At 33.4% G+C, this 21399-nt stretch carries 25 protein-coding genes and 1 riboswitch; of the genes, 15 read left to right on the top strand and 10 right to left on the bottom strand.

The annotated features are described in order from the left end of the window. Positions 1–71 precede the first annotated feature (71 nt). Positions 72–184, top strand: a riboswitch (TPP riboswitch). 85 nt (positions 185–269) lie between these two features. The 8 genes from thiS (at position 270) to ACYX4H_RS04050 (ending at position 7562) form a co-directional block, all read left to right on the top strand. Beyond that, complete coding sequence (gene thiS / locus ACYX4H_RS04085) at positions 270–473, top strand: sulfur carrier protein ThiS (protein WP_476237939.1); 204 nt, start codon at positions 270–272, stop codon at positions 471–473. Positions 474–573: 100 nt separating this feature from the next. After that, a complete protein-coding gene (gene thiC / locus ACYX4H_RS04080; protein ID WP_476237938.1) occupies positions 574–2436 on the top strand; it encodes a phosphomethylpyrimidine synthase ThiC in 1863 nt (620 codons plus the stop codon). A 105-nt stretch (positions 2437–2541) separates the two neighbouring features. Next, a complete protein-coding gene (locus tag ACYX4H_RS04075) occupies positions 2542–3174 on the top strand; it encodes a beta/alpha barrel domain-containing protein (RefSeq protein WP_476237937.1) in 633 nt (210 codons plus the stop codon). A 15-nt stretch (positions 3175–3189) separates the two neighbouring features. Then, positions 3190–3945: a hydroxymethylpyrimidine/phosphomethylpyrimidine kinase gene (locus ACYX4H_RS04070; RefSeq protein ID WP_476237936.1), complete on the top strand. Its 756-nt coding sequence runs from the start codon at positions 3190–3192 to the stop codon at positions 3943–3945. A gap of 19 nt (positions 3946–3964) precedes the next feature. Then, entirely contained in the window at positions 3965–4609 is a 645-nt protein-coding gene (thiE, locus tag ACYX4H_RS04065; RefSeq protein WP_476237935.1) for a thiamine phosphate synthase, read from the top strand. 4 nt (positions 4610–4613) lie between these two features. After that, positions 4614–5384, top strand: a complete 771-nt coding sequence (locus ACYX4H_RS04060; RefSeq protein ID WP_476237933.1) for a thiazole synthase — start codon at positions 4614–4616, stop codon at positions 5382–5384. 9 nt (positions 5385–5393) lie between these two features. Continuing rightward, entirely contained in the window at positions 5394–6503 is a 1110-nt protein-coding gene (gene thiH, locus ACYX4H_RS04055) for a 2-iminoacetate synthase ThiH (RefSeq protein ID WP_476237932.1), read from the top strand. Positions 6504–6509: 6 nt separating this feature from the next. After that, positions 6510–7562 carry a ThiF family adenylyltransferase gene (locus tag ACYX4H_RS04050; protein ID WP_476237931.1) on the top strand — a complete coding sequence of 351 codons (1053 nt, stop codon included), beginning with the start codon at positions 6510–6512 and terminating at the stop codon, positions 7560–7562. On the opposite strand, the gene ACYX4H_RS04045 is transcribed toward ACYX4H_RS04050, so the two are convergent. Beyond that, a complete protein-coding gene (locus ACYX4H_RS04045; protein WP_475295894.1) occupies positions 7559–7987 on the bottom strand; it encodes a hypothetical protein in 429 nt (142 codons plus the stop codon). The genes ACYX4H_RS04050 and ACYX4H_RS04045 overlap by 4 nt on opposite strands. Positions 7988–8155: 168 nt before the next feature. On the opposite strand from ACYX4H_RS04045, the gene greA reads away from it, so the two are divergent. Together greA and ACYX4H_RS04035 are read left to right on the top strand one after the other, a co-directional pair. Further along, complete coding sequence (gene greA, locus ACYX4H_RS04040) at positions 8156–8629, top strand: transcription elongation factor GreA (protein ID WP_475295893.1); 474 nt, start codon at positions 8156–8158, stop codon at positions 8627–8629. Positions 8630–8674: 45 nt separating this feature from the next. Further along, entirely contained in the window at positions 8675–9070 is a 396-nt protein-coding gene (locus ACYX4H_RS04035; protein WP_476237930.1) for an HIT family protein, read from the top strand. Here ACYX4H_RS04035 and ACYX4H_RS04030 read toward each other — a convergent pair. Continuing rightward, entirely contained in the window at positions 9048–9410 is a 363-nt protein-coding gene (locus tag ACYX4H_RS04030; RefSeq protein WP_476237929.1) for a hypothetical protein, read from the bottom strand. The genes ACYX4H_RS04035 and ACYX4H_RS04030 overlap by 23 nt on opposite strands. 3 nt (positions 9411–9413) lie before the next feature. Then, on the bottom strand, positions 9414–10565 hold the full coding sequence (locus tag ACYX4H_RS04025; RefSeq protein ID WP_476237928.1) for a sensor histidine kinase: 1152 nt from the start codon (positions 10563–10565) through the stop codon (positions 9414–9416). Between the two features lie 120 nt (positions 10566–10685). Between ACYX4H_RS04025 and ACYX4H_RS04020 the strand changes: the two genes are divergently transcribed. From ACYX4H_RS04020 to aat, 3 genes are all read left to right on the top strand, one after another. Continuing rightward, positions 10686–11564 carry a flavin reductase family protein gene (locus tag ACYX4H_RS04020; RefSeq protein WP_476237927.1) on the top strand — a complete coding sequence of 293 codons (879 nt, stop codon included), beginning with the start codon at positions 10686–10688 and terminating at the stop codon, positions 11562–11564. Positions 11565–11583: 19 nt separating this feature from the next. Next, entirely contained in the window at positions 11584–11964 is a 381-nt protein-coding gene (locus tag ACYX4H_RS04015; protein ID WP_147134641.1) for a DUF3127 domain-containing protein, read from the top strand. A gap of 79 nt (positions 11965–12043) precedes the next feature. Beyond that, positions 12044–12679, top strand: coding sequence for a leucyl/phenylalanyl-tRNA--protein transferase (gene aat / locus ACYX4H_RS04010; RefSeq protein WP_476237926.1), 636 nt, complete (start codon positions 12044–12046; stop codon positions 12677–12679). On the opposite strand, the gene ACYX4H_RS04005 is transcribed toward aat, so the two are convergent. From ACYX4H_RS04005 to ACYX4H_RS03995, 3 genes are read right to left on the bottom strand one after another with little or no spacing between them, the layout of a single operon-like run. Continuing rightward, positions 12669–13403 carry a DUF2490 domain-containing protein gene (locus ACYX4H_RS04005; RefSeq protein ID WP_476237924.1) on the bottom strand — a complete coding sequence of 245 codons (735 nt, stop codon included), beginning with the start codon at positions 13401–13403 and terminating at the stop codon, positions 12669–12671. The two genes, aat and ACYX4H_RS04005, sit on opposite strands and share 11 nt — an antisense overlap. Next, positions 13336–13917 (bottom strand): hypothetical protein, encoded by a 582-nt coding sequence (locus ACYX4H_RS04000; protein ID WP_476237923.1) that lies wholly within the window; start codon positions 13915–13917, stop codon positions 13336–13338. Before ACYX4H_RS04000 ends, ACYX4H_RS04005 begins: the two co-directional genes overlap by 68 nt. Then, positions 13907–14473 (bottom strand): DNA-3-methyladenine glycosylase I, encoded by a 567-nt coding sequence (locus ACYX4H_RS03995; protein WP_476237922.1) that lies wholly within the window; start codon positions 14471–14473, stop codon positions 13907–13909. Before ACYX4H_RS03995 ends, ACYX4H_RS04000 begins: the two co-directional genes overlap by 11 nt. 94 nt (positions 14474–14567) lie before the next feature. Between ACYX4H_RS03995 and ACYX4H_RS03990 the strand changes: the two genes are divergently transcribed. Further along, the gene (locus ACYX4H_RS03990) at positions 14568–15185 is read left to right on the top strand and encodes a thioredoxin family protein (RefSeq protein ID WP_476237921.1); all 618 of its coding nucleotides are present in this window, start codon (positions 14568–14570) and stop codon (positions 15183–15185) included. Here the strand turns inward: ACYX4H_RS03990 and ACYX4H_RS03985 are convergent. The 4 genes from ACYX4H_RS03985 to ACYX4H_RS03970 are packed head-to-tail and all read right to left on the bottom strand — an operon-like array spanning position 15169 to position 18533. Continuing rightward, entirely contained in the window at positions 15169–15897 is a 729-nt protein-coding gene (locus ACYX4H_RS03985) for a hypothetical protein (protein WP_476237920.1), read from the bottom strand. The genes ACYX4H_RS03990 and ACYX4H_RS03985 overlap by 17 nt on opposite strands. A gap of 43 nt (positions 15898–15940) precedes the next feature. Next, a complete protein-coding gene (gene truB, locus ACYX4H_RS03980; protein ID WP_476237919.1) occupies positions 15941–16654 on the bottom strand; it encodes a tRNA pseudouridine(55) synthase TruB in 714 nt (237 codons plus the stop codon). Between the two features lie 4 nt (positions 16655–16658). Next, positions 16659–17453 carry an undecaprenyl-diphosphate phosphatase gene (locus tag ACYX4H_RS03975; RefSeq protein WP_476237918.1) on the bottom strand — a complete coding sequence of 265 codons (795 nt, stop codon included), beginning with the start codon at positions 17451–17453 and terminating at the stop codon, positions 16659–16661. A gap of 57 nt (positions 17454–17510) precedes the next feature. Then, positions 17511–18533: a LacI family DNA-binding transcriptional regulator gene (locus tag ACYX4H_RS03970; RefSeq protein ID WP_476237917.1), complete on the bottom strand. Its 1023-nt coding sequence runs from the start codon at positions 18531–18533 to the stop codon at positions 17511–17513. 123 nt (positions 18534–18656) lie between these two features. On the opposite strand from ACYX4H_RS03970, the gene ACYX4H_RS03965 reads away from it, so the two are divergent. Beyond that, positions 18657–21332 (top strand): TonB-dependent receptor, encoded by a 2676-nt coding sequence (locus ACYX4H_RS03965; protein ID WP_476237916.1) that lies wholly within the window; start codon positions 18657–18659, stop codon positions 21330–21332. The last annotated feature ends 67 nt before the right edge of the window (positions 21333–21399 follow it).

Below are 21399 nucleotides of genomic sequence, written 5' to 3'. Positions count from 1 at the left end.
TAAAAGAAGAAGCATCTCATTACAGAGATGCTTTTTTCATTTTAAATAAAATTAGTAGTATCTTTGTTAAAGATAAACTTTAGGGGTGTTTCCTGAAATTGAAAATCAATTTTTTTGAAACTGAGATTTACCCTTTGAACCTGATGAAGTTAGTACTTACGTAGGGAAAAGTGAATGTTTTATTTATAATAATACAGAGGTTTTTTAAAACCTACACTTCGTAAAAACGGGGCGTTCTACCTAAAGTTGTCATTTTAAAACATGTGTAAATGATAACAATAACAGTAAACAACAAACCCCAAAGCGTACCCAAAAACATTTCATTACAACAGTTTTTAACAAACACGGTATCATCAACCCAAGGCATTGCTGTAGCTATTAACCAAGAAATAATAGCAAAAGCTAACTGGGAAAACAAAGTGCTTTTTAACGGCGATACTATTTTAATTATTCAAGCAACTCAAGGCGGATAAAAACTAAAAGATATTGGGTTTTAAGTAGCCATTAGCTTCAAAATAAATTTAAATAATATAAATACCAAAGGCTCATTACAACGGTCAAAAGCAATAAAAAATGAAAAAAAAGGACACGGCACCAACAGCGCAATTAATTACAAGAAATCCATTTCCAAATTCAAAAAAAATCTATGTAAAAGGGCAAATGTACCCTGAAATTAAAGTAGCTATGCGTCAAATAACGCTAAGCGATACTAAAGATTCTATGACGGGTAAAGTAACACCCAATGAGCCCGTAACGGTATATGACACATCTGGCCCGTACACTGATCCTGAAAAAGACATTAATGTACACAACGGAATTGAAAGAATACGCGAGCCATGGGTTTTAAATAGAAATGATGTAGAACAATTAAGCCAGTTTTCTTCACAATATTGTAATGAACGCTTAAACGATACTAGTTTAAATCATATGCGTTTTTCGCACTTAAAAAAGCCATTAAAAGCTAAAAAGGGCGAAAACGTAACACAATTACATTATGCTAAAAAAGGCATTATAACCCCAGAAATGGAATACATTGCTATTCGCGAAAATCAAAAAATTGATGAAATGACCGAATTAGCTAAACAACACCCGGGGCAAGATTTTGGAGCCTCAATTCCTAAAAAAATAACCCCAGAATTTGTGCGTTCAGAGGTTGCTCGTGGTCGTGCAGTTATTCCAAATAACATAAACCACCCAGAAAGTGAACCTATGATTTTAGGTAGAAATTTTTTGGTTAAGGTAAACGCCAATATCGGTAATTCGGCCACAACATCATCTATTGAAGAAGAAGTTGAAAAAGCAGTGTGGGCATGTCGTTGGGGTGCAGATACTATTATGGATTTATCTACCGGAAAAAATATTCATGAAACACGCGAGTGGATTATCCGTAATTCACCAGTACCAGTAGGTACAGTGCCCATTTACCAAGCATTAGAAAAAGTAAATGGCGTTGCAGAAGATTTAACTTGGGAAATTTTTAAAGACACCCTAATTGAACAGGCAGAACAAGGTGTAGATTACTTTACCATTCACGCAGGTGTTTTGTTGCGTTACGTACCCATGACGGCTAAACGCGTTACAGGTATAGTATCTCGTGGTGGTTCCATTATGGCAAAATGGTGTTTGGCACATCACAAAGAAAACTTTTTATATACCCATTTTGAAGACATTTGCGAAATTTTAAAACAGTATGACGTTGCCTTTTCTTTAGGCGATGGTTTACGTCCAGGCTCTATTGCCGATGCCAATGACCAAGCGCAATTTGCCGAATTAGAAACTTTAGGTGAACTAACAAAATTAGCGCGTAAACATGAAGTACAATGTTTTATTGAAGGTCCAGGGCATGTACCAATGCACATGATAAAAGAAAACATGGATAAGCAATTAGCGGCTTGCGATGAAGCACCATTTTACACCTTAGGCCCTTTAACCACAGACATTGCGCCAGGTTATGACCACATTACATCAGGTATTGGTGCTGCAATGATAGCGTGGTACGGTTGCGCCGTTTTATGTTACGTAACACCAAAAGAACATTTAGGCTTGCCAAACAGAGACGATGTGCGTGAAGGCGTAGTTACTTACAAACTAGCAGCTCATGCAGCAGATTTAGCCAAAGGGCATCCAGGGGCGCAACACCGTGATAACGCCTTAAGTAAAGCACGTTTTGAGTTTCGTTGGGAAGACCAATTTAACTTAGGTTTAGACCCCGAAAAAGCACGTGAATTTCATGATGAAACCTTACCTGCCGATGGTGCTAAAATTGCCCACTTCTGTTCAATGTGCGGACCAAAATTCTGTTCAATGAAAATATCACAAGAGGTAAGAGATTTTGCTGCCGAAAATGATATTGATGAAAACAACGAAATTTTTCAAAAAGGCATGAATGAAAAATCTGAAGAATTTAAAGAAAAAGGATCTGAAATTTATTTGTAAATAATAAGGGAGTTCCCACGCTGAAAAAGCGTGGGCGGGCTTTCCGTTGCAATCTTTTGCAAAAAAAGCAAAAGGATTTCCACTACAATCCCTAACTCAAAAAAAATGATAGTTTTAATAGCGCCAGAATATAACGTTACAAATGAAATTGATATACTTCAACAATTGTTTCAAAACGGGCTGCAGTATTTTCATCTTAGGAAACCTCATATGAGTTATCAGCAACATTGTGATTACTTAAACCAAATAGATTCAAAATATCACAATTGTATAGTAACGCATCGTTTTCATGAGCTATTAAACAATTTTAATTTAAAAGGTATTCATTTTCAAGAAGCCAAAAGGCGTCAGGTTTTAAGTACAATGCCATCATCAATAAATAAAAAACAATTTATTACGCAGTACGCTAAATTATTAAATGTAACATGTAATTTGTTAGAAACAAAAACCATAAGCTCTTCGTTTCATGAACCTGATGAATTAGAAAATTGTCCGGTTGTTTTTAACTATCATTTGCTAAGTCCGGTGTTTTCATCTATTTCAAAAAAAGGGTATAATGGTCGTGGTTTTAACGTTAATCACATTAATAAAACAATTGTAGGTATGGGCGGTGTTACAGCAAATAATTTAACATCATTTGATAAACTTGGTTTTAAAGGCGTGGGCGTATTGGGTGGTATTTGGCAAAGTAATACGCCTGTTGAGGTGTTCAAAACAATGAAATGTCATTTTAATTAGTTTTAATATAATAACATGGAAACACATAAATATATACTAACCATTGCAGGTCATGATCCGTCAGGTGGTGCAGGTTTAACTTCAGATATTAAAACCTTTGAGGCGCATGGGTTATACGGTTTATCAGTATGTACTGCTATTACAATTCAAAATGATACCAATTTTAAAGAATGTATTTGGGTTGAAAAAGATTTAATTATTGCTCAAATAAAAACTTTGTTTGATAGGTTTACAATTAATGTAGTTAAAATAGGCATTGTTAAAAACTGGAAAACACTAGCTGTTTTAATTGATGTGTTGCATACATTAAATACTAACGTTAAAATAATTTTAGACCCAATAATAAAAGCAACCGCAGGTTTCGATTTTCATACTACCGAAAACCAAGATATTTTAGATGAAATCTGGAAAAAATGCTATTTAATTACACCTAATTATGATGAAATACAAATGCTGTATCCAGATAAAAACATTGAAGATACCATAGCGCATATGGCAAGTAAAACCAATGTTTACTTAAAAGGCGGGCACCGAACCGATAAAAAAGGGACTGATGAGTTGTACCACAGCGGTATTGTAATGGTAAACATATTACCTAATGCTAAAACGGTGTTTCAAAAACATGGTAGTGGTTGTGTATTGTCATCGGCATTGGCATCTCAAATTTGTTTGGATTTACCACTTGAGGAGGCGGCTGTTGCATCAAAAATATACATAGAGCGGTTTTTAAATTCTAATCAATCGCTTTTAGGTATTCACAATAAGATATAATAAAACAACTAGAAAAAAAATGATAAATAAACTCCATTATATTTCACAAGGAAACACACCAAAAGCGCATTTAGAAAACATCCAAAAAGCTTGCCAATACGGTGCAGAATTAGTGCAATTGCGCTTAAAAGATGTTTCTGAAAAAAAAATCTTAAAAACAGCCGAAGAAGCTAGAGATATTACCAGTCATTTTCAAACTAGATTAATAATTAATGACTATTATAAAATTGCTGAAGCTGTAAATGCCGACGGTGTACACCTAGGAAAAACAGATGTTAGCCCAATAGTAGCAAGAAAAACTTTGAAAAGCTGGCAAATAATTGGAGGTACAGCCAATACGCTAGATGATTGCCAACAACGTATTAATGAAAAGGTAGATTATATTGGTTTAGGGCCGTTTAGGTTTACTACAACAAAAAAGCAGTTAAGCCCTATTTTAGGTGCAAACGGTTATTTGTCAATTATTGATGCTTTAAATGCTAGTATGCCCATTATAGCTATTGGAGGCATAACAATAAATGATGTGCCAGAATTATTAAAAACAGGTATTCATGGTGTTGCAATTTCAGGAGAAATAACACGCGATTTCAATAAAATTAAAGCGTTTCATACGCTGTTAAATGCTGGTAGTGCACAAGAACAACGCTACAGCTTTAAAAAATAAAATAATGAACGATACATTAAAAATAGCCGATAAAGAATTTACATCAAGACTCTTTACAGGCACGGGAAAATTTAGTGCAAACAACGTAATGGCAGAAGCTATTTTAGCTTCAAAAAGTGAGTTGGTAACCGTGGCATTAAAACGTGTGGAAGCGCATAATCAAAATGATGAAATGCTAAAAAGTATACAACAACCACATGTTAATTTACTACCAAATACATCGGGTGTAAGAGATGCCAAAGAAGCTGTTTTTGCAGCACAATTAGCACGTGAAGCCTTAGAAACTAATTGGATTAAGTTAGAAATTCATCCAGATCCTAAATATTTATTGCCCGATCCTATTGAAACTTTAAAAGCTGCTGAAGCACTTGTAAAACAGGGCTTTGTGGTTATGCCGTACATTCATGCAGACCCCGTGTTGTGCAAGCGTTTAGAAGAGGTTGGTGCACAATGTGTTATGCCTTTGGGTGCACCAATTGGCACCAATAAAGGTTTGAAAACTATGGAGTTTTTAGACATTATTATTGAGCAAAGTAATGTGCCTGTAATTGTAGATGCTGGTATTGGCGCGCCATCGCACGCGGCTTATGCTATGGAGTTGGGTGCCGATGCTGTTTTGGTAAATACAGCCATAGCCGTATCACAAAACCCTGTTGAAATGGCTGTTGCTTTTAAAATGGCTGTTGAAGCTGGCCGAATGGCTTACAATGCAAAATTAGCAAGTGTTAAGCAACACGCCGAGGCTAGTAGCCCGTTAACCTCATTTTTAAACTAAATAGTAGTTATGCAATCTTTTAAAAATGTATTTAATTCATATGCTTGGAATGATGTATTGGCAAATATTCATAACAAAACAACAACCGATGTAGAAATTGCTTTAGCCAAACAAAAACGCAATTTAGAAGATTTTAAAGCCCTATTATCGCCAGCTGCAGCACCGTATTTAGAACAAATGGCAATACAAAGTAAGGCTATTACTAAAAAGCGTTTTGGCAACACTATTCAAATGTACATTCCAATGTATTTGTCTAATGAATGTCAAAATATCTGTACTTATTGTGGTTTTAGTATGACTAATAAAATTCCGCGACGAACGTTAACAGATGCCGAAATTTTAAAAGAAGTCGCCTTTATAAAAAATAAAGGGTATGACCATATTTTACTAGTTACAGGCGAAGCAAATAAAACCGTGGGAGTGCCTTATATTAAACATGCTATTGAGCTTATAAAAGGCAAGTTTTCAAATATCACAATTGAAGTGCAGCCATTAAACCAAAATGAATACGAAACTTTAATTGATGCTGGTTTGTATGCTGTTTTGGTATATCAAGAAACGTATCATGAAGCCGAATATAAAAAGCATCATCCCAAAGGAAAAAAATCGAACTTTAATTATCGTTTAGAAACACCTGATAGATTGGGGCGTGCAGGTGTTCACAAAATTGGTTTAGGGGCATTATTTGGTTTAGAAGATTGGCGTGCCGATAGTTTTTTCACGGCATTACACCTTAAATATTTGCAAAAAACCTATTGGAAAACAAAGTACTCTATTTCTTTTCCGCGTTTGCGCCCACACAGTGGTGGTTTAGAGCCTAAAGTTGAAATGACAGATAAAGATTTGGTACAAACCATTTGTGCTTTTAGGTTGTTAGATGAAGATGTTGAATTATCTTTGTCTACCAGAGAAAGTGAAACATTTAGAAATCACATGGTGCATTTAGGTATTACATCGGTAAGTGCAGAAAGTAAAACAAATCCTGGAGGTTACACCGTAGATCCTCAAACTTTAGAACAGTTTGAAATATCTGATGAGCGCCCCACCGAAATCATTGCACAAATGCTTAAAAACCAAGGTTTAGAACCCGTTTGGAAAGATTGGCAACATTTTAAATAGTAAAAAATGCTAACGGATAACGAAAAAAAAATATATAGCAGACATATTATTCTTGATGAAATAGGCCTTAAAGGACAAGAAAAACTAAAACAAGCAAAAGTATTAGTTATTGGTGCTGGCGGATTAGGTTGCCCTATTTTACAATACTTAACCGCGGCAGGTGTTGGCACAATTGGTATTATTGATGGTGATGTGGTTGATGTTAGTAATCTACACCGTCAAATTTTATATACTGTTGATGATGTTGGTAAACCCAAAGCATTAACGGCTTCAAAACGGTTAAAACAACTCAATCCGCACGTTAATTTTAATGTTTTTGAAACGTTTTTATCAACAAAAAATGCCGTCAATTTATTTTCAGAATATGATATTATTGTTGATGGTTCTGATAATTTCCAAACACGTTATTTATGTAATGATGCTGCTGTAATTACCAACAAGCCTTTAGTTTTTGGTTCTATTTTTAAGTTTGAAGCGCAACTATCAGTATTTAATTATAAAAACGGACCAACATACAGGTGCTTATACCCAACACCACCAAGTGCAGGTTCAGTGCCATCATGCTCAGATGTTGGTGTTTTAGGTGTTTTACCAGGTATTGTTGGCTGTTATCAGGCCAATGAAGTTTTAAAGATTATTTTAGAAAAAGGTACTGTTTTATCAGGTAAGCTATTAACGTTTAATGTGCTTAATATGGAACAAATGATGTTTGATTTTAGTAAAAATGAAGCGTTAAAAATTACAACTTTAGAAGCTGATTATAACGTGTTTTGTGGTGTTGAAAAACCTTCAGAAAGCATTTCAATAGAAACCTTAAACACTAACAAAGCAGCCTATAATTTATTAGATGTAAGAGAACCTTGGGAACGCGCACAACATAGTATTGGTGGCCAACACATTCCTTTAGGTGAATTAGCTACAAAGTTTAAAAATATTTCTACTGAAAAACCTTTGGTTGTGTATTGTAAATCTGGTGTTAGAAGCCAAAAAGCTATTGCTTTTTTACAAGAGCAGCTACCTAATGCAACTTTAATAAATTTAAAAAATGGTATTGGCTAATTAAAAATGGTCAAAATATTTCCGCTTTTTTCTACGCGGTAAAATTTTAATGAGCAACGTAATTCTGGGTTTTCCAAAGGTTCGCCAGTTACAAGGCTGTATTTGTTTTTTGTAGCACAGTTTGAAGTAGCATTTAAACCCGAAGGTGTTAGCACCGAACACTCATTAGGTATAACATTAGGGTCTGCCGCATCCCAAGCATAATAATCGGCTCCTGTACTAACAACAATTATACCTGCATTTCCAGCATTTGGCAAATAAACGGGGTTACCTGCAAAAGGTAATTGGCTGTATTGTGGTAAGCTTAGGTTTATGGTTTCATAAACATTAATATCTATTAAAAATTTACAGTTTTCATCTGTGGCAGAATTACTGCTACAAGCGCTTAAAACCAGTAAAATAAGTATGCTATAAATTATTTTCATAATCAGTAAAAAAATGGATTGCAATTTACAACAAAAAGTAAACCAACTTAAATATTTTGTATATTTGCATTACAATCTCGTGAGAACGGGATTTTTTTTATGCTGAACTTACAGATTTTAAACTATTTGTATTTCAGCATTTCAAGTTATTAAATAAACGATGAAGTTATGAGTAAAGTATCTTATTACACAGCTGAAGGATTAAAAAAATTAAGAGATGAGCTAAAACAGCTTAAAGATATTGAACGCCCAAAAGCATCTCAAGCTATTGCTGAAGCTAGAGATAAAGGTGATTTAAGTGAGAATGCAGAGTACGATGCCGCTAAAGAAGCACAAGGATTACTTGAAATGAAAATTTCTAAATTAGAAGAAACACTTTCAACAGCAAGATTAATTGATGAATCTCAGTTAGATACATCAAAAGTTTTAGTGCTTTCAAAAGTGAAAATAAAAAACCAAACCAATGGTATGGAAATGACTTATACGTTGGTGGCTGAAAGTGAAGCCGATTTAAAAAGCGGTAAAATTTCAGTAAACTCGCCAATTGGTAAAGGTTTATTAGGTAAATCTGTTGGTGATGTTGCCGAAATTAAAGTGCCAAGTGGTGTAATGAAATTTGATATTGTAGAAATTTCTAGATAAAAACTAAAACCTGCTAGTATTATCTGGCAGGTTTAAAATATAATTATGGCTTCAATATTTACCAAAATAATTAATGGCGAAATACCTTGTTATAAAATAGCAGAAACCGATGAATTTCTAGCTTTTTTAGATATAAACCCAAATAGTAAAGGGCATACACTTTGTATTCCTAAAAAAGAGGTTGATAAAATTTTTGATTTAGATGAAGCTACTTACAATGGGCTTATGCGCTTTTCAAGAACAGTTGCTTTAGCTATAGAAAAAGCTATACCGTGTAAGCGCGTAGGTATAACCGTTATAGGTTTAGAGGTGCCACATGCGCATGTTCACTTAATACCACTGAATAGTATGGATGATGCACGTTTTATAAAAAAGGAAACCTTAACACCTGAAGCATTTGAAAGTGTAGCCACTGCTATTAAAAAACACCTAGAATATTAGGATTTACTAGCATCACCGTAATTGTTATAACTAACAAAATTCCTAATAAAATGGTAGCCCAAAAAGTGTTCTTAAAATATTTTGAAGCTTTTTTTGGCGTAACAGTTTTTTGCTGATATTCAAAAACACGATCAATATCATCAGTCCATTGCACAGGGTAAATAGTTGTTTTACAAACTTTACACTCTAAAACATGGTCAATTTGGTTTGTAATAGATTTATAAAACATAGTTTCTACAAATTTTTGTGTAAAGGTTAAACGTAAGCCTTCATTATTGTAGCACTCAGGGCAATTATTTTTTAAAGTAACCTCTTTTAAATTAATAAATGATTCCTTCATGTTTTAAGCATATTTTAAGGTAATTTGTATTGTGGTGCCTTTATTTTTTTCAGAATAAAGTACTTTTATTTTTCCATTATGAAAATCTTCAATAATACGTTTGGTAAGCGATAAACCTAAACCCCAACCACGTTTTTTGGTTGTAAAACCGGGTTCAAAAATTTTATTAAAATCTTTTTTTGCAATGCCTTTTCCGGTATCGGTTACTTGTATTTTAACAAGATTTTCAAGTTGTAAAATCTCAATAGTTAAACTACCGCGGCCTTTCATGGCGTCAATGGCGTTTTTTACTAAGTTTTCAATAGTCCAACTGTAAAGCTGTTTATTAAGTTTAACAGGTATTATTTTTTCAGATGTTATTAAATTAAAATTTATAAGGTTTGATGATCTTGCTTTTAAATAATCGTAAGCAGTAATGGTTTCTTCAACAATATTAGCGGTTTCTAGTGTAGGTAAAGAGCCTATTTTGCTAAAACGTTCGGCAATAATTTGTAGTCTGTCAATATCTTTTTCAATTTCAATAATATAATCTGGGTTTACATTTTCGGTTTTTAAAATTTCGGTCCAACCAATTAAAGAAGATAATGGTGTACCAATTTGGTGGGCAGTTTCTTTTGCCATACCACTCCAGAGTTTGTTTTGGGTAGCATTTTTATTGCTACTATAAAAGAAGAAAATAACCGCGCCAAATAAAACTACAATTAGTATTAATGCTAATGGGTAGTATTTTAGTTTGTTTAATAAAGGTGAGTTGCCGTAATAAATGGTGTTGTAAAGTTTACCATCAAACTTTACTTTTATAGGGGTGTTTTCTTGTTCAAATTTTAAAATAAGTTTGTTAATATAGGCGGTGTCTTGTGCTTTTTTTGGGTCTATGTTGTTAAAATCTATGCTGCCATCTCTGTTAACCATAATCATGGGTGTGGTTTTGTTACTAGTAATTACCTGTAATGGTAAATCGCCCATGTTTTCGTTTAGGTTGTCTGTTTTAATTAAATCAGATTGAGCAAACGACCAATTTTCCATTTTCACGCGTTCTTCATGCTTAAAATGCTGAAAAAACTCATAGGTTTTCCATAAAATAACAGAAACAATTATAAAAGAAGTGGCAATAATTATCCACCTAAATGTGTTTTGGTTTTTAGTAAAAAGCATTAACTATACATTTACAATGTAATATAATGCAATTCTGTTAATATTATTGTGCTAGTTGTTAGTAATTCTGTTTTTTCAAACAACACATAATAGTTACCTTTGTTAAAACTAAATTTGTTAATGGCGTCATTTAATCCAAAAAACCTCTCAACCAGCGTATTACATAGTTATTTGTTAAGTGCTGTTGCACCAAGACCTATAGCTTTTGCAAGTACAATTAATGATAAGGGAGAAGCCAATTTATCGCCGTTTAGCTTTTTTAATGTTTTTAGTGCAAATCCGCCTATATTAATTTTTTCGCCTGCGCGAAGGGTAAGAGATAACACTACAAAACACACATTGCATAATGTTGAAAGTATTAAGGAAGTGGTAATAAATGTGGTTAATTATGATTTGGTGCAACAAATGTCATTATCAAGTACAGAGTACCCTGAAGGCGTAAATGAATTTGAAAAAGCAGGTTTAACTATGTTAAAATCTGATGTGGTTAAGCCGTTTAGAGTTGCAGAATCACCAGTGCAGCTAGAGTGTAAAGTAAACCAAGTTATAGCTTTAGGCACCGAGGGTGGTGCAGGTAATTTGGTTATTTGTGAAGTTTTAAAACTTCATATTGATGATGAAGTTATAAATGAAGATAACACCATTAATCAAAAACGATTAGATTTAGTTGCCAGAGCAGGCGGTAGTTTTTATAGTAGAGCCAGAAGAGGCTTTTTTGAAATACCTAAACCATTATCAACCTTAGGCATTGGCGTTGATAGTTTTCCTGAGCATGTAAAAAACTCAATGATTTTAACAGGGAATGATTTAGGAATGTTAGGCAATGTTGAAGCATTACCAAGTAACGATGAAGTTGATGCGTTTATTAAAAAGTTAGCAAGCAGGTATCCTAATATAAAAACCGCATCGCATAGAGAAAAGCATAAACTAGCCAGTAACTATTTAAGTTATGGCGATGTGCAAAGTGCTTGGAAAATTTTATTAAGTAAGAGTAAATAATAAATACATATTTTAAGTAATGGAAGTTCAAGGAAGAATAAAAGTAATAGGAGAAACACAAACTTTTGGGGCTAATGGTTTTAGAAAAAGAGAAATTGTTGTTACTACAGAAGAGCAGTACCCACAACATATTATGGTAGAGTTTGTGCAAGATAAAACCGATTTATTAAGCAATTACCAAGTAGGGCAACAAGTAAAAATAAATATTAATTTAAGAGGAAGAGAATGGGTAAACCCACAAGGTGAAACAAAATACTTTAACTCTATACAAGGTTGGAGAATTGAAGCAGTGCAACAACAAGCAGCAGGCGATAGTAATTTACCACCAGTACCACCAACTGATGCGTTTGAACCAGCAGGAAATTTAAACGAAGAAGATCATGATGATTTACCGTTTTAATGATATTAAATAATTCTGTTTACACAGGAATATTAAAAAAACCTCAGCATTTTATGTTGAGGTTTTTTAATTTTACAATATGCATTATATAAGTAAAAATTTATGGTTTCCTAGTGTGAATGAAGCTACACCCGAAGGTTTATTAGCTGTTGGAGGCGATTTATCTGTAAACCGTTTAGTACTTGCTTATAAATCGGGTATTTTTCCTTGGTTTGATGCTGAAGAGCCTATACTTTGGTGGAGCCCAGACCCTAGGTTTGTGTTATTTCCTAATAAATTAAAGGTTTCAAAAAGCATGAAACAAGTATTGCGTAGTAAGCGCTTTACAGTAACTACCAACACCGCATTTAAACAAGTAATGCAAGAATGTTCAAAAATTAAACGTTTTGGGCAACAAGGTACTTGGATAACTGATAGCATGATTGACGCCTACGTAAACTTACATAAAGTAGGTTTGGCAATATCGGTTGAGGTTTGGCAAAACAACCAACTTGTTGGCGGTTTGTATGGTGTAGATTTAAAAAATGGCGTGTTTTGTGGCGAAAGTATGTTTGCCAAAGTAAGCAATGCAAGTAAAGTGGGGTTTATAACCTTTATACAAAACAGTAATTATAAACTTATAGATTGCCAAGTACACACAGATCATTTACAAAGTTTAGGTGCCGAAGATATATCTAGAGATTTATTTTTACAGTATTTAGAGGTTAAATTTTAAGTACTGCAGCCGTTAATAAATAAAGATTGTTTTTAGCGTTTACATTATAACTTTCCCACCTAAATTCTAAGCCGCTTTGTAGTTTCAAGTTCTGGTCAATTTGCCAGCCAATTAAAGTTGTAAATCTTTGGTCAAATAAAGGTTCATGAGCATCGCTTAAACTAACTAAAGCTTCGGTACTGGCTACTAAATACGTTTCTCCAATGTTTAGTTTTTCGCCGTTCAACGGAAAATCTACAGCAAATCTATACCGTTGTCTAAAATCAGTAAAGGCGTTAAATATTCGTTGTTCAAACCGTATTCTATGGCCGTATCGTATGCCTAGTTTTTGTTTGGTTATATTAAACTGTTGTGTAAAACGCCACTCATCACTACCCGTGTTAAACCAATCTCGGTTACGGAAATAAATGCCTAAGCTTAACTTGTGAATAAAGTTTAGTTTAAAAGTTGAAAAATGGTAAAAATCTACTTGTTGTTGTTTGTAGTTTAAGTTGTTTTGGTATAAAAAATACCGACTTCTAACAGCAAAATTAGCACTGTATTCTTTACTGAAATTATGGTTTACAGATGCCATGGTTTCACCCAAACTACTAAAGTTATTTTGTGCTGAAGCAGCTGTGTGTATTATTAAAAAAAGTAATATGTGTAGTGTATTTTTAATATAATGCATGCTCGTATGAAGCGGATGTAACTCTTCTAGATTTTTTAAAAGTACCATTTTCATTAAAAGTAAGTTCTCTTAATTCGTGGCGCTCTTTGGTTTTAATTTCTGCAATAATTTCAAAATGTGTAGGTTTTTGGTTGGGGTTATTTACAACGTGTTCAATAAACTGTTTGTCTGTTTTATTGCTATTGTTTATAAACTGCTTTTGAATTTTAATAAATCTTATTTTTTCAAATGTATCAGAAAAATGACGCTTAATGTTATGTAATGATGCCTTTGGTATATGTTTTTGTTTTATTAATATTTCTATATCTTCTAAAGTGCCAATGCTATCAAATTCAACGCTGTAGTGTAGTTTTTTAAATTTAAATTTGGTTTCAAAACTAACTTTTTCACCATCGGTTTCTTTATAAAATTTTAAGTAGTTAACATTATTTGCTAAAAAGTTAAAATAGGAGCTTGCTAATTCAGGAAAATCAGCTTGTTTTATGCGTTCTTCTTTTTCATTTTTCACCTGCGAAAAACAAAATGCATTACAAAGTAGCGCCAAAAAAATATAGTTTTTAAACTTCATTATACCTAAAACAGTTAGTAACGTGATCATTAACCATACCTGTTGCTTGCATATGCGCATAAACAACTGTTGTGCCTACAAATTTAAATCCGCGTTTCTTTAAATCTTTACTAATTGTATCACTTAAAGGCGTGTTTGCAGGAACTTCGGCAAGTGTTTTAAAGTTGTTTTTAATGGGTTTACCATCAACAAAGCCCCAAATATATTTGCTGAAACTTCCAAATTCTTCTTGAATTTTAATAAAAGCTTGAGCGTTAGTTACTGTAGCGTTTACCTTTAGCTTATTTCTAATGATGCCTGCATCTTGAAGCAAATCGTCAATTTTAGCCTGCTTGTAATTGGCAATTTTTTTATAATCGAAATTATCAAAAGCTTTTCTGAAATTTTCACGTTTTCGTAATATAGTTATCCAACTTAAACCAGCTTGAAATGTTTCTAAAATTAAAAATTCAAATAATGTGTCATCATCATAAACAGGAACGCCCCATTCTTCATCATGGTATTTTTGGTAGAGCGCATCATCTTTACACCAAGCGCATCTATTTTTAGCATTCATAAATTTGTAAGTTTTAAAGTGTGTTTATGACAAATATCATGCAATAAGCAATGGCAAGATACTAATTTTACAACGTTGCAAAAATATTATTACTATGAATACAACTATAAAGACTAGTTTAGATAAAAGTATTAGTTACAATACCTACCGCGAGGTAATTGATACATTGGCAGCAAATAACAACACAACAGGCGAAGACAAAAGTGAAGCGCGTATTAACTATACTAAATTAAGTGCACGCCGAATGAAACGTTGGGATAAAACTTTAAAAATTGACCCAAAACAAAAAACTGTATTGGCTGATTTTGATGTGCCTGTAACCTGGTTAGTAATTACAGAAAGTTGGTGTGGAGATGCGGCCCATGTAATGCCCGCGCTAAATAAAATTGCTGAAGTAAACCCTAATATTACTTTAAAAGTAGTTTTAAGAGATGAAAACGAAGCTTTAATGGATATGTTTTTAACTAACGGAAGCAAATCTATACCAAAATTAATAATGATTGATAATAGTACCGAAGAGGTGCTTGCAACCTATGGGCCAAGACCAAGTGAGGCTACTAATTTTGTAAATAGGTTTAAAGCTGAAAATGGTGCGTTAACACCAGAATTTAAAGAAGATTTACAACATTGGTATAATAATGATAAGGGCCAAACAATAGTAAAAGATATTACACAATTATTGTGCAAATTTCAGCCTAGTTTTTGCCAATAAAATTAAATGTGATAGTGCCAATTTGTGATGGTTTTGCAGCATCTACACTAAAGGTAGACTGTTTTGCATAATCTAAAGCATGTTCAATTAAACACGCGTTATTTGATGTTGATGCGTTGTTTACATAAGCATCAATAACATTGCCTGCAGCATTTACAGTAATGGTTACTACTATTTTACCATTTTCTTCGCAAAGGTAAACGGGTATTGGTATGTGCTGTTTGGTTCTGTTTTTTAAAGAAAAACCAATGGTGCTATTGGCATTATTATGAGCTCCTGTTTGCTTTTTTAAAACTGCATTTGCTTTGTTGAATTTTGAAAGTAAATCTTCATTCAACTCTTCTGCCTTTTGCATGTTTTTATATTTTTCTTTGTAGCCACCAGTATAGGTGTCTGCAGCATTTATATCGCTTGTTTGTGGTTCATAATCTTCGGGTGGTGCAATGGTTTTGTATGCCTGTGCAAAACGGTTGGCGTTTTGTGTTTCATTAAAAGCGCTGTTAGTTTCGGCTTTGGTGTTGTTTAATTTATCTAAAGCTTTTAAAACTTCAGTTTCTTCTTTAGAAAGCGGATCTTCAGGCTCTAATTTATAATAACTTTCGGCCATACGTTCGTTATGTTTTTTTAAGCTGAAGCTAAAAACAGTAAGAATAACTGATGCAGCAACAAAAAACGTTAATAATAGGGCTTTATGTTTATCTGTTAAGTGCAATAATTAAAGTTTATGTATTACAATATACGTAAAATAGAAATAATTAGTTGTTAAGGTTTTTTATGAAGTTTTCAATAGATACCGCATTTTCAACATTGAAATCGCCAATTTTTGTGCGTCTTAAAACTGAAAGATGCGCGCCACTGTTTAATGCTTTTCCAAAATCGTTAGCCAAAGAGCGTATGTAAGTACCCTTGCTACAAACCACCTTAAATTCAACATGAATGCTGTTGGTTTTTGGTGTGTTTGCATGCGTAATATTTGTAATTTCAAATGTAGAAATAGATACTGTTCTTGGTTTTATTTCAACGTCTTTTCCTTCCCTAGCAAATTCGTAAAGGCGTTTTCCATCTTTCTTAATAGCAGAAAAAACAGGCGGATATTGTTCAATGTCACCAATAAACTGTTTAGTGGTTTGGTGTATTATTTCTTCGGAAATATGCTCAGTAGAGAACGTTTCGTTTATATCGGTTTCTAAATCAAAAGAAGGTGTAGTGCTGCCAATAACAAATGTGCCAGTGTACTCTTTAATTTGAGCCTGAAATGTGTTTATTTCTTTCGTTTTTTTTCCTGTACAAATAACCAGAAGTCCTGTGGCTAAAGGGTCTAAGGTGCCTGCATGCCCAACTTTTATTTTTTTTATGTTGAAGGCACGTCTAATTTCCCAGCGTAGTTTATTAACTGCCTGAAAAGAGGTCCACTGCAAAGGTTTGTCAATAAGTAAAACCTGTCCGGTTAAATAATCTTCTGCAGTCATTAAACTAGTTTAAAAATGAAACAACAATAGCTATAATACCAACAATGGCACAGTAAATAGCAAAATATGATAACTTACTTTTTTTAACTAAGGCAATCATCCAAGTACATGCAAAAAGGCCGGCAACAAAAGCTGCCATAAAACCAATGGAAAGTGCTGTGAAATTTTGACTTTCCATAGAAATATCGCCACTTAAAACATCTTTAGCAATTTTACCAAAAATTAAAGGTACAACCATTAAAAACGAAAAGCGAGCAGCTTTAGTTTTATCATTACCCAATAAAACAGAGGTTGAAATGGTAGCGCCAGAGCGCGAAATGCCTGGCAACATAGCAATGGCTTGCGAAATACCAATTACAAAAGCGTTACTAAAACTAACTTTTTTGTTGGTGTCTTTAGCTTTATCTGCCAAAAATAATAGGGCAGCTGTTACAATTAACATAGCACCAACTAGTATAATGTTGCCACTAAAAAGCGCTTCTAATTGTTCTTCAAAAAACAAACCAACAACTACAGCAGGCAACATAGATATTACAATTTTTGCTAAAAACTGCATGTCTTCATTCCATTGGAATTTTAAAATGCCTTTTAAAATATCTAAAATATCTTTTCTAAAAATAACTAAAGTACTTAAAGCAGTGGCAAAATGTAACACTACGGTGAAAAGTAAGCTTTCTTCGGGCACAGAATTATTACCTAAAATGGCTTTTCCTAACTCTAAATGTCCGCTAGAAGACACTGGTAAAAATTCTGTAAGGCCTTGAATAATACCTAAAATAATTGCATCTATTGTATCCATGGCAGCAAAAGTATTAAAATAGACTTTTTTACAGCTATTTAGTTTGTGAATTTATTTTTAAACCGCTTTAAAAGTTGAATCTCTTATAATAAGGTTGCCTTTAATTTCTATGGTTTTATTGGTTAGTTCATTTGGGTTTTCAATATCATCAACTAAATATTTAACGGCTGTAGCACCTATTTTTTCACCAGGTTGATCTATAGTTGTTAGCATAGGCTCAATAATTGTAGAGCTTATTGAATTACTAAAACCAATTACAGCAATGTCTTCAGGAATTTTAATATTAAACTTTTTTAAGGTTTGAATAACGCCAATAGCAGCACTATCAGTTATAGCAAAAATAGCATCGGGTCTTTGTTTTAAGCTTAAAAGTAAGTTGGCCATACGTTTACCTTGGCGTAGCGAAATATCATCAACACTAATAATAATTTTTTCGTCTACTTCAATGTTGTGTTCTTTTAATGCTCGTAAATAACCTGCAAATCTACGCTCAGAATTATATGAGTATTCATTTTCTTTAATAATAGCAATACGTGTTTTTCCTATGTTAATTAAGTGTTCAATAGCATTATAAGCAGCTTCTTCTTCATTTATAACTACCTGCGAGCACGGTATTTTGTTTGAAGCTTTATCAAATAAAATAACCGGAACTCTGTCTATAACTTTTAAAATACGGTCTACTTTTCTTGTAACTTTTGATATTGACATTAAAATACCATCAACATTAAACTGCAACATGGTGTTAAGCATTTCAATTTGCTTTTCGGCATCGTTATCAGATTCAGAAATAATAACTTTATAACCCTTTAATGAAGCTTCTTCTAAAATGCCTTTTAAAATGGTACTAGTAAAATAATGCGTAATATTTGGTACAACTACACCTATTATATTGGTTTTTTTTTGCCTAAAACCTTTAGCAAACAAATTAGGTGTGTAATTTAATTTTTTGGCTAAGGTTTTTACTTTTTGTTTTGTAGCTTCGCTAATGTCAGGATGATCATTTAAGGCTCTAGAAACGGTTGAAATTGATAAATTTAGAGTTTCTGCGAGCTTTTTTAATGATACGTTTTCTTTCTTCATAACAACAAATTTTAAATTGCAAACGTTTGCGGTAACGTTTGCGTACAAATATGCTAATTTTTTAGTACTTTTTTTATGGTATTGATTATAAATTTGAGGTATAATTAACTAATTCTAAATAAGATGAAAAATACTATTTTAACTTTACTATGCTTTTTTAGTGTTTCTATAATGTTTGCGCAAACAGACGTTTCTGGAACAGTAAAAGATCAAAGTGGCGTACCAGTAACTGGTGCTAATGTGCTTATTTTAAACAGTTCAACTGGTGCTACAACAGATTTTGATGGCAAGTTTAGCTTTAACACAAGTTTAAGCGGTACCCAAAAATTACAAGTATCTTTTATAGGTTATGAAACCTTTATTAAAGACATAACATTGAATGGTTCCCCAATTGCATTACAAATAGTATTGCAAGAAGGCGGCAATAGTTTAGATGAGGTTGTGCTAACAGCCTCTGCAACGTTTAGATCACAAAAAGACACACCAATGTCCATAAGCTCACTAAAACAGAAAGAAATAACCAAGCTTTCTGTAAACTCGCAAGCTGATGTTTTAAGAAGTATACCAGGTATTACTGCAGAAGGTGGTGGTGGTGAAACAGCTTCAAATATATTTGTTAGAGGTTTGCCATCTGGCGGGCAATATGTATTCAATCCGTTACAGTATGATGGTATGCCGCTTATGAGTACGTTTGGTTTAAACTCATCGGCGCATGATGTGTATGCAAGACCAGACATAGGTTTTAAAGGTGTTGAGTTTGTACGTGGTGGTGCCGCAGTTTTGTACGGTGCTGGTTCTGTAGCTGGTATTATTAACTATACAAGTAAAACGGGCGATTCTAATGATGAAAACATTATTAATGTTGAATGGGCAGATAAAGGACGTATTAAAACAGATTTCTATTCTGGCGGAAAATTAGGCAGTGAAGACTCTAACACATATTACGCATTTACAGGCTTTGTAAGAAAAGATGATGGTCCAATAGAAACGGGGTTACCAACAAAAGGTGTGCAGTTTAGAGCTAACATTAAGCAAAAATTTGAAAACGGATCATTTACCATCCACGGTCAGTTTATAAATGATAGAGCGCAATTTTTTATGCCGTTACCTTTAGATGGTGCCAGCAGAACACGCTTAACAGGTAATGATGGTGAAGAAGTTTCTCAATTATTATCAGGTGAATTAGCACATACGTCATTTTTAACTGCTGGCGGTGCTTACAAAAGTCCAATTGAAGATGGTGTTCATACACAAGGCGGTTATTTAATGGGCGATTTTAATTATAGCTTTGCTGATGATTTAAAATTTAAATCAAAAGTAAGATACGCAAACTATAAACATAATTTTGCTTTATATGTTGGTGGTAATGGTGATAATAACAACCCAATTACATTAAATGATTATGTAAACAATGTAGCGCCAGGTAATTTAGGTTACGTTGCCCAATATCAAGGAACAGCAGCTAGTATTAATGGCAACGATTTAGTTATTGATAACTTACATATTGATAGATTAAGACCAATGACAGATTACTCTGGTGAGGCATCATTAACAAAAACTTTAGAAGCTGAAAACGGCACACATAACATTACAGCAGGTGTGTTTTTAGCACGTACTGAAGCTGAGGATGTAAACTACCAATACAGAGTTTTATCAGAGTTTAATAACAATCCAAAACTTGTAAACTTAAGCTATACTGATGCTGGCGGAAATAATGTTGTGTTTTCTGAAGGTGGATTATACAACAGAATTGGTATGACATCAAATAGGTTTTTATCACAAAACAAAACAGCTTTCTATATTACTGATGAAATGGTGTTTGATAAATGGCGTTTTGATGTTGGTTTTAGAATAGAAAACACAAAAGGAACATTTAATGATGGTAACATAGTATCAACACAAGTATACAATAACCCAGAATTAACACCAGAATTGGCAAACGTAAATTACGCCGATGGTAGTTTTATTAGAGCAGAAGTTGATGCTACAGATTGGGCAGTATCTTTAGCAGCTCTATACAAATTAAACGAAACTGTTAACCTTTACGCTAACTTTTCAAAAGGATTTTTCTTTCCACAAATTAGAGGTTTTGCACCTATTGCAACTGGTGTAACGGGTAGTAAGTATGACTCAGAAAAAATTATTCAGTTTGAAGCTGGTGCAAAATTAGGTACTCAAAAATTTAAAGGATCATTTGCTGGATATTACGTTGGTTTAAGTGACAGAATTAAAATAGATCAAGGTTTTAGCGGTGGTACTTTAGTAGATTTATTCCGCTCTGAACAAAGCACAAGAACCTTTGGTTTAGAAACTACTTTTGATTGGGCATTTGCAAACAACTTAAGCTTAAGAGGTTCTGCAACCTATCAAGCACATGAAATTAGCAAAAACGAAAGAACAGATTTAGTGGCAAATACCACTACTACTGCCGATGAAGGTAACGAACTTGCAAGACAACCAAATTTCTTAGGTTCTGCAGGTGTGTATTATGATAATAATGGATGGGATGCTTTATTCTCATTAAATCATACTGGAAGTAAGTTTACTTCAGATACTAACACAGTTGAGTTAGATGCTATAACAATTGCACGTATTGGTGCCGGTTATGAGTTTCCTATGGGAGGCGAAGATAGTACAGATACGTTAAGGCTTGGTTTTTCAGTATTCAACTTATTTGATGATGAAGGCGTAACCGAAGGAGATCCAAGAAACATTAATCAAGCGGGTGATGCTGAGTTTTTCTTCGGAAGACCAATTTTACCAAGACGTTTCTTCTTAACTGCTACATTCAATTTTTAATTCATTCACAATATAGATTAATAGATTAGTTGTTTAGTTTGTGCTCACCACCTTTTAGCTAAGGTTA

This window comes from Seonamhaeicola sp. ABD4_340, from assembly GCF_056312135.1.
Note: the sequence above shows the minus strand (reverse complement) of the source record. Positions and strands in the feature narration are given on the sequence as shown.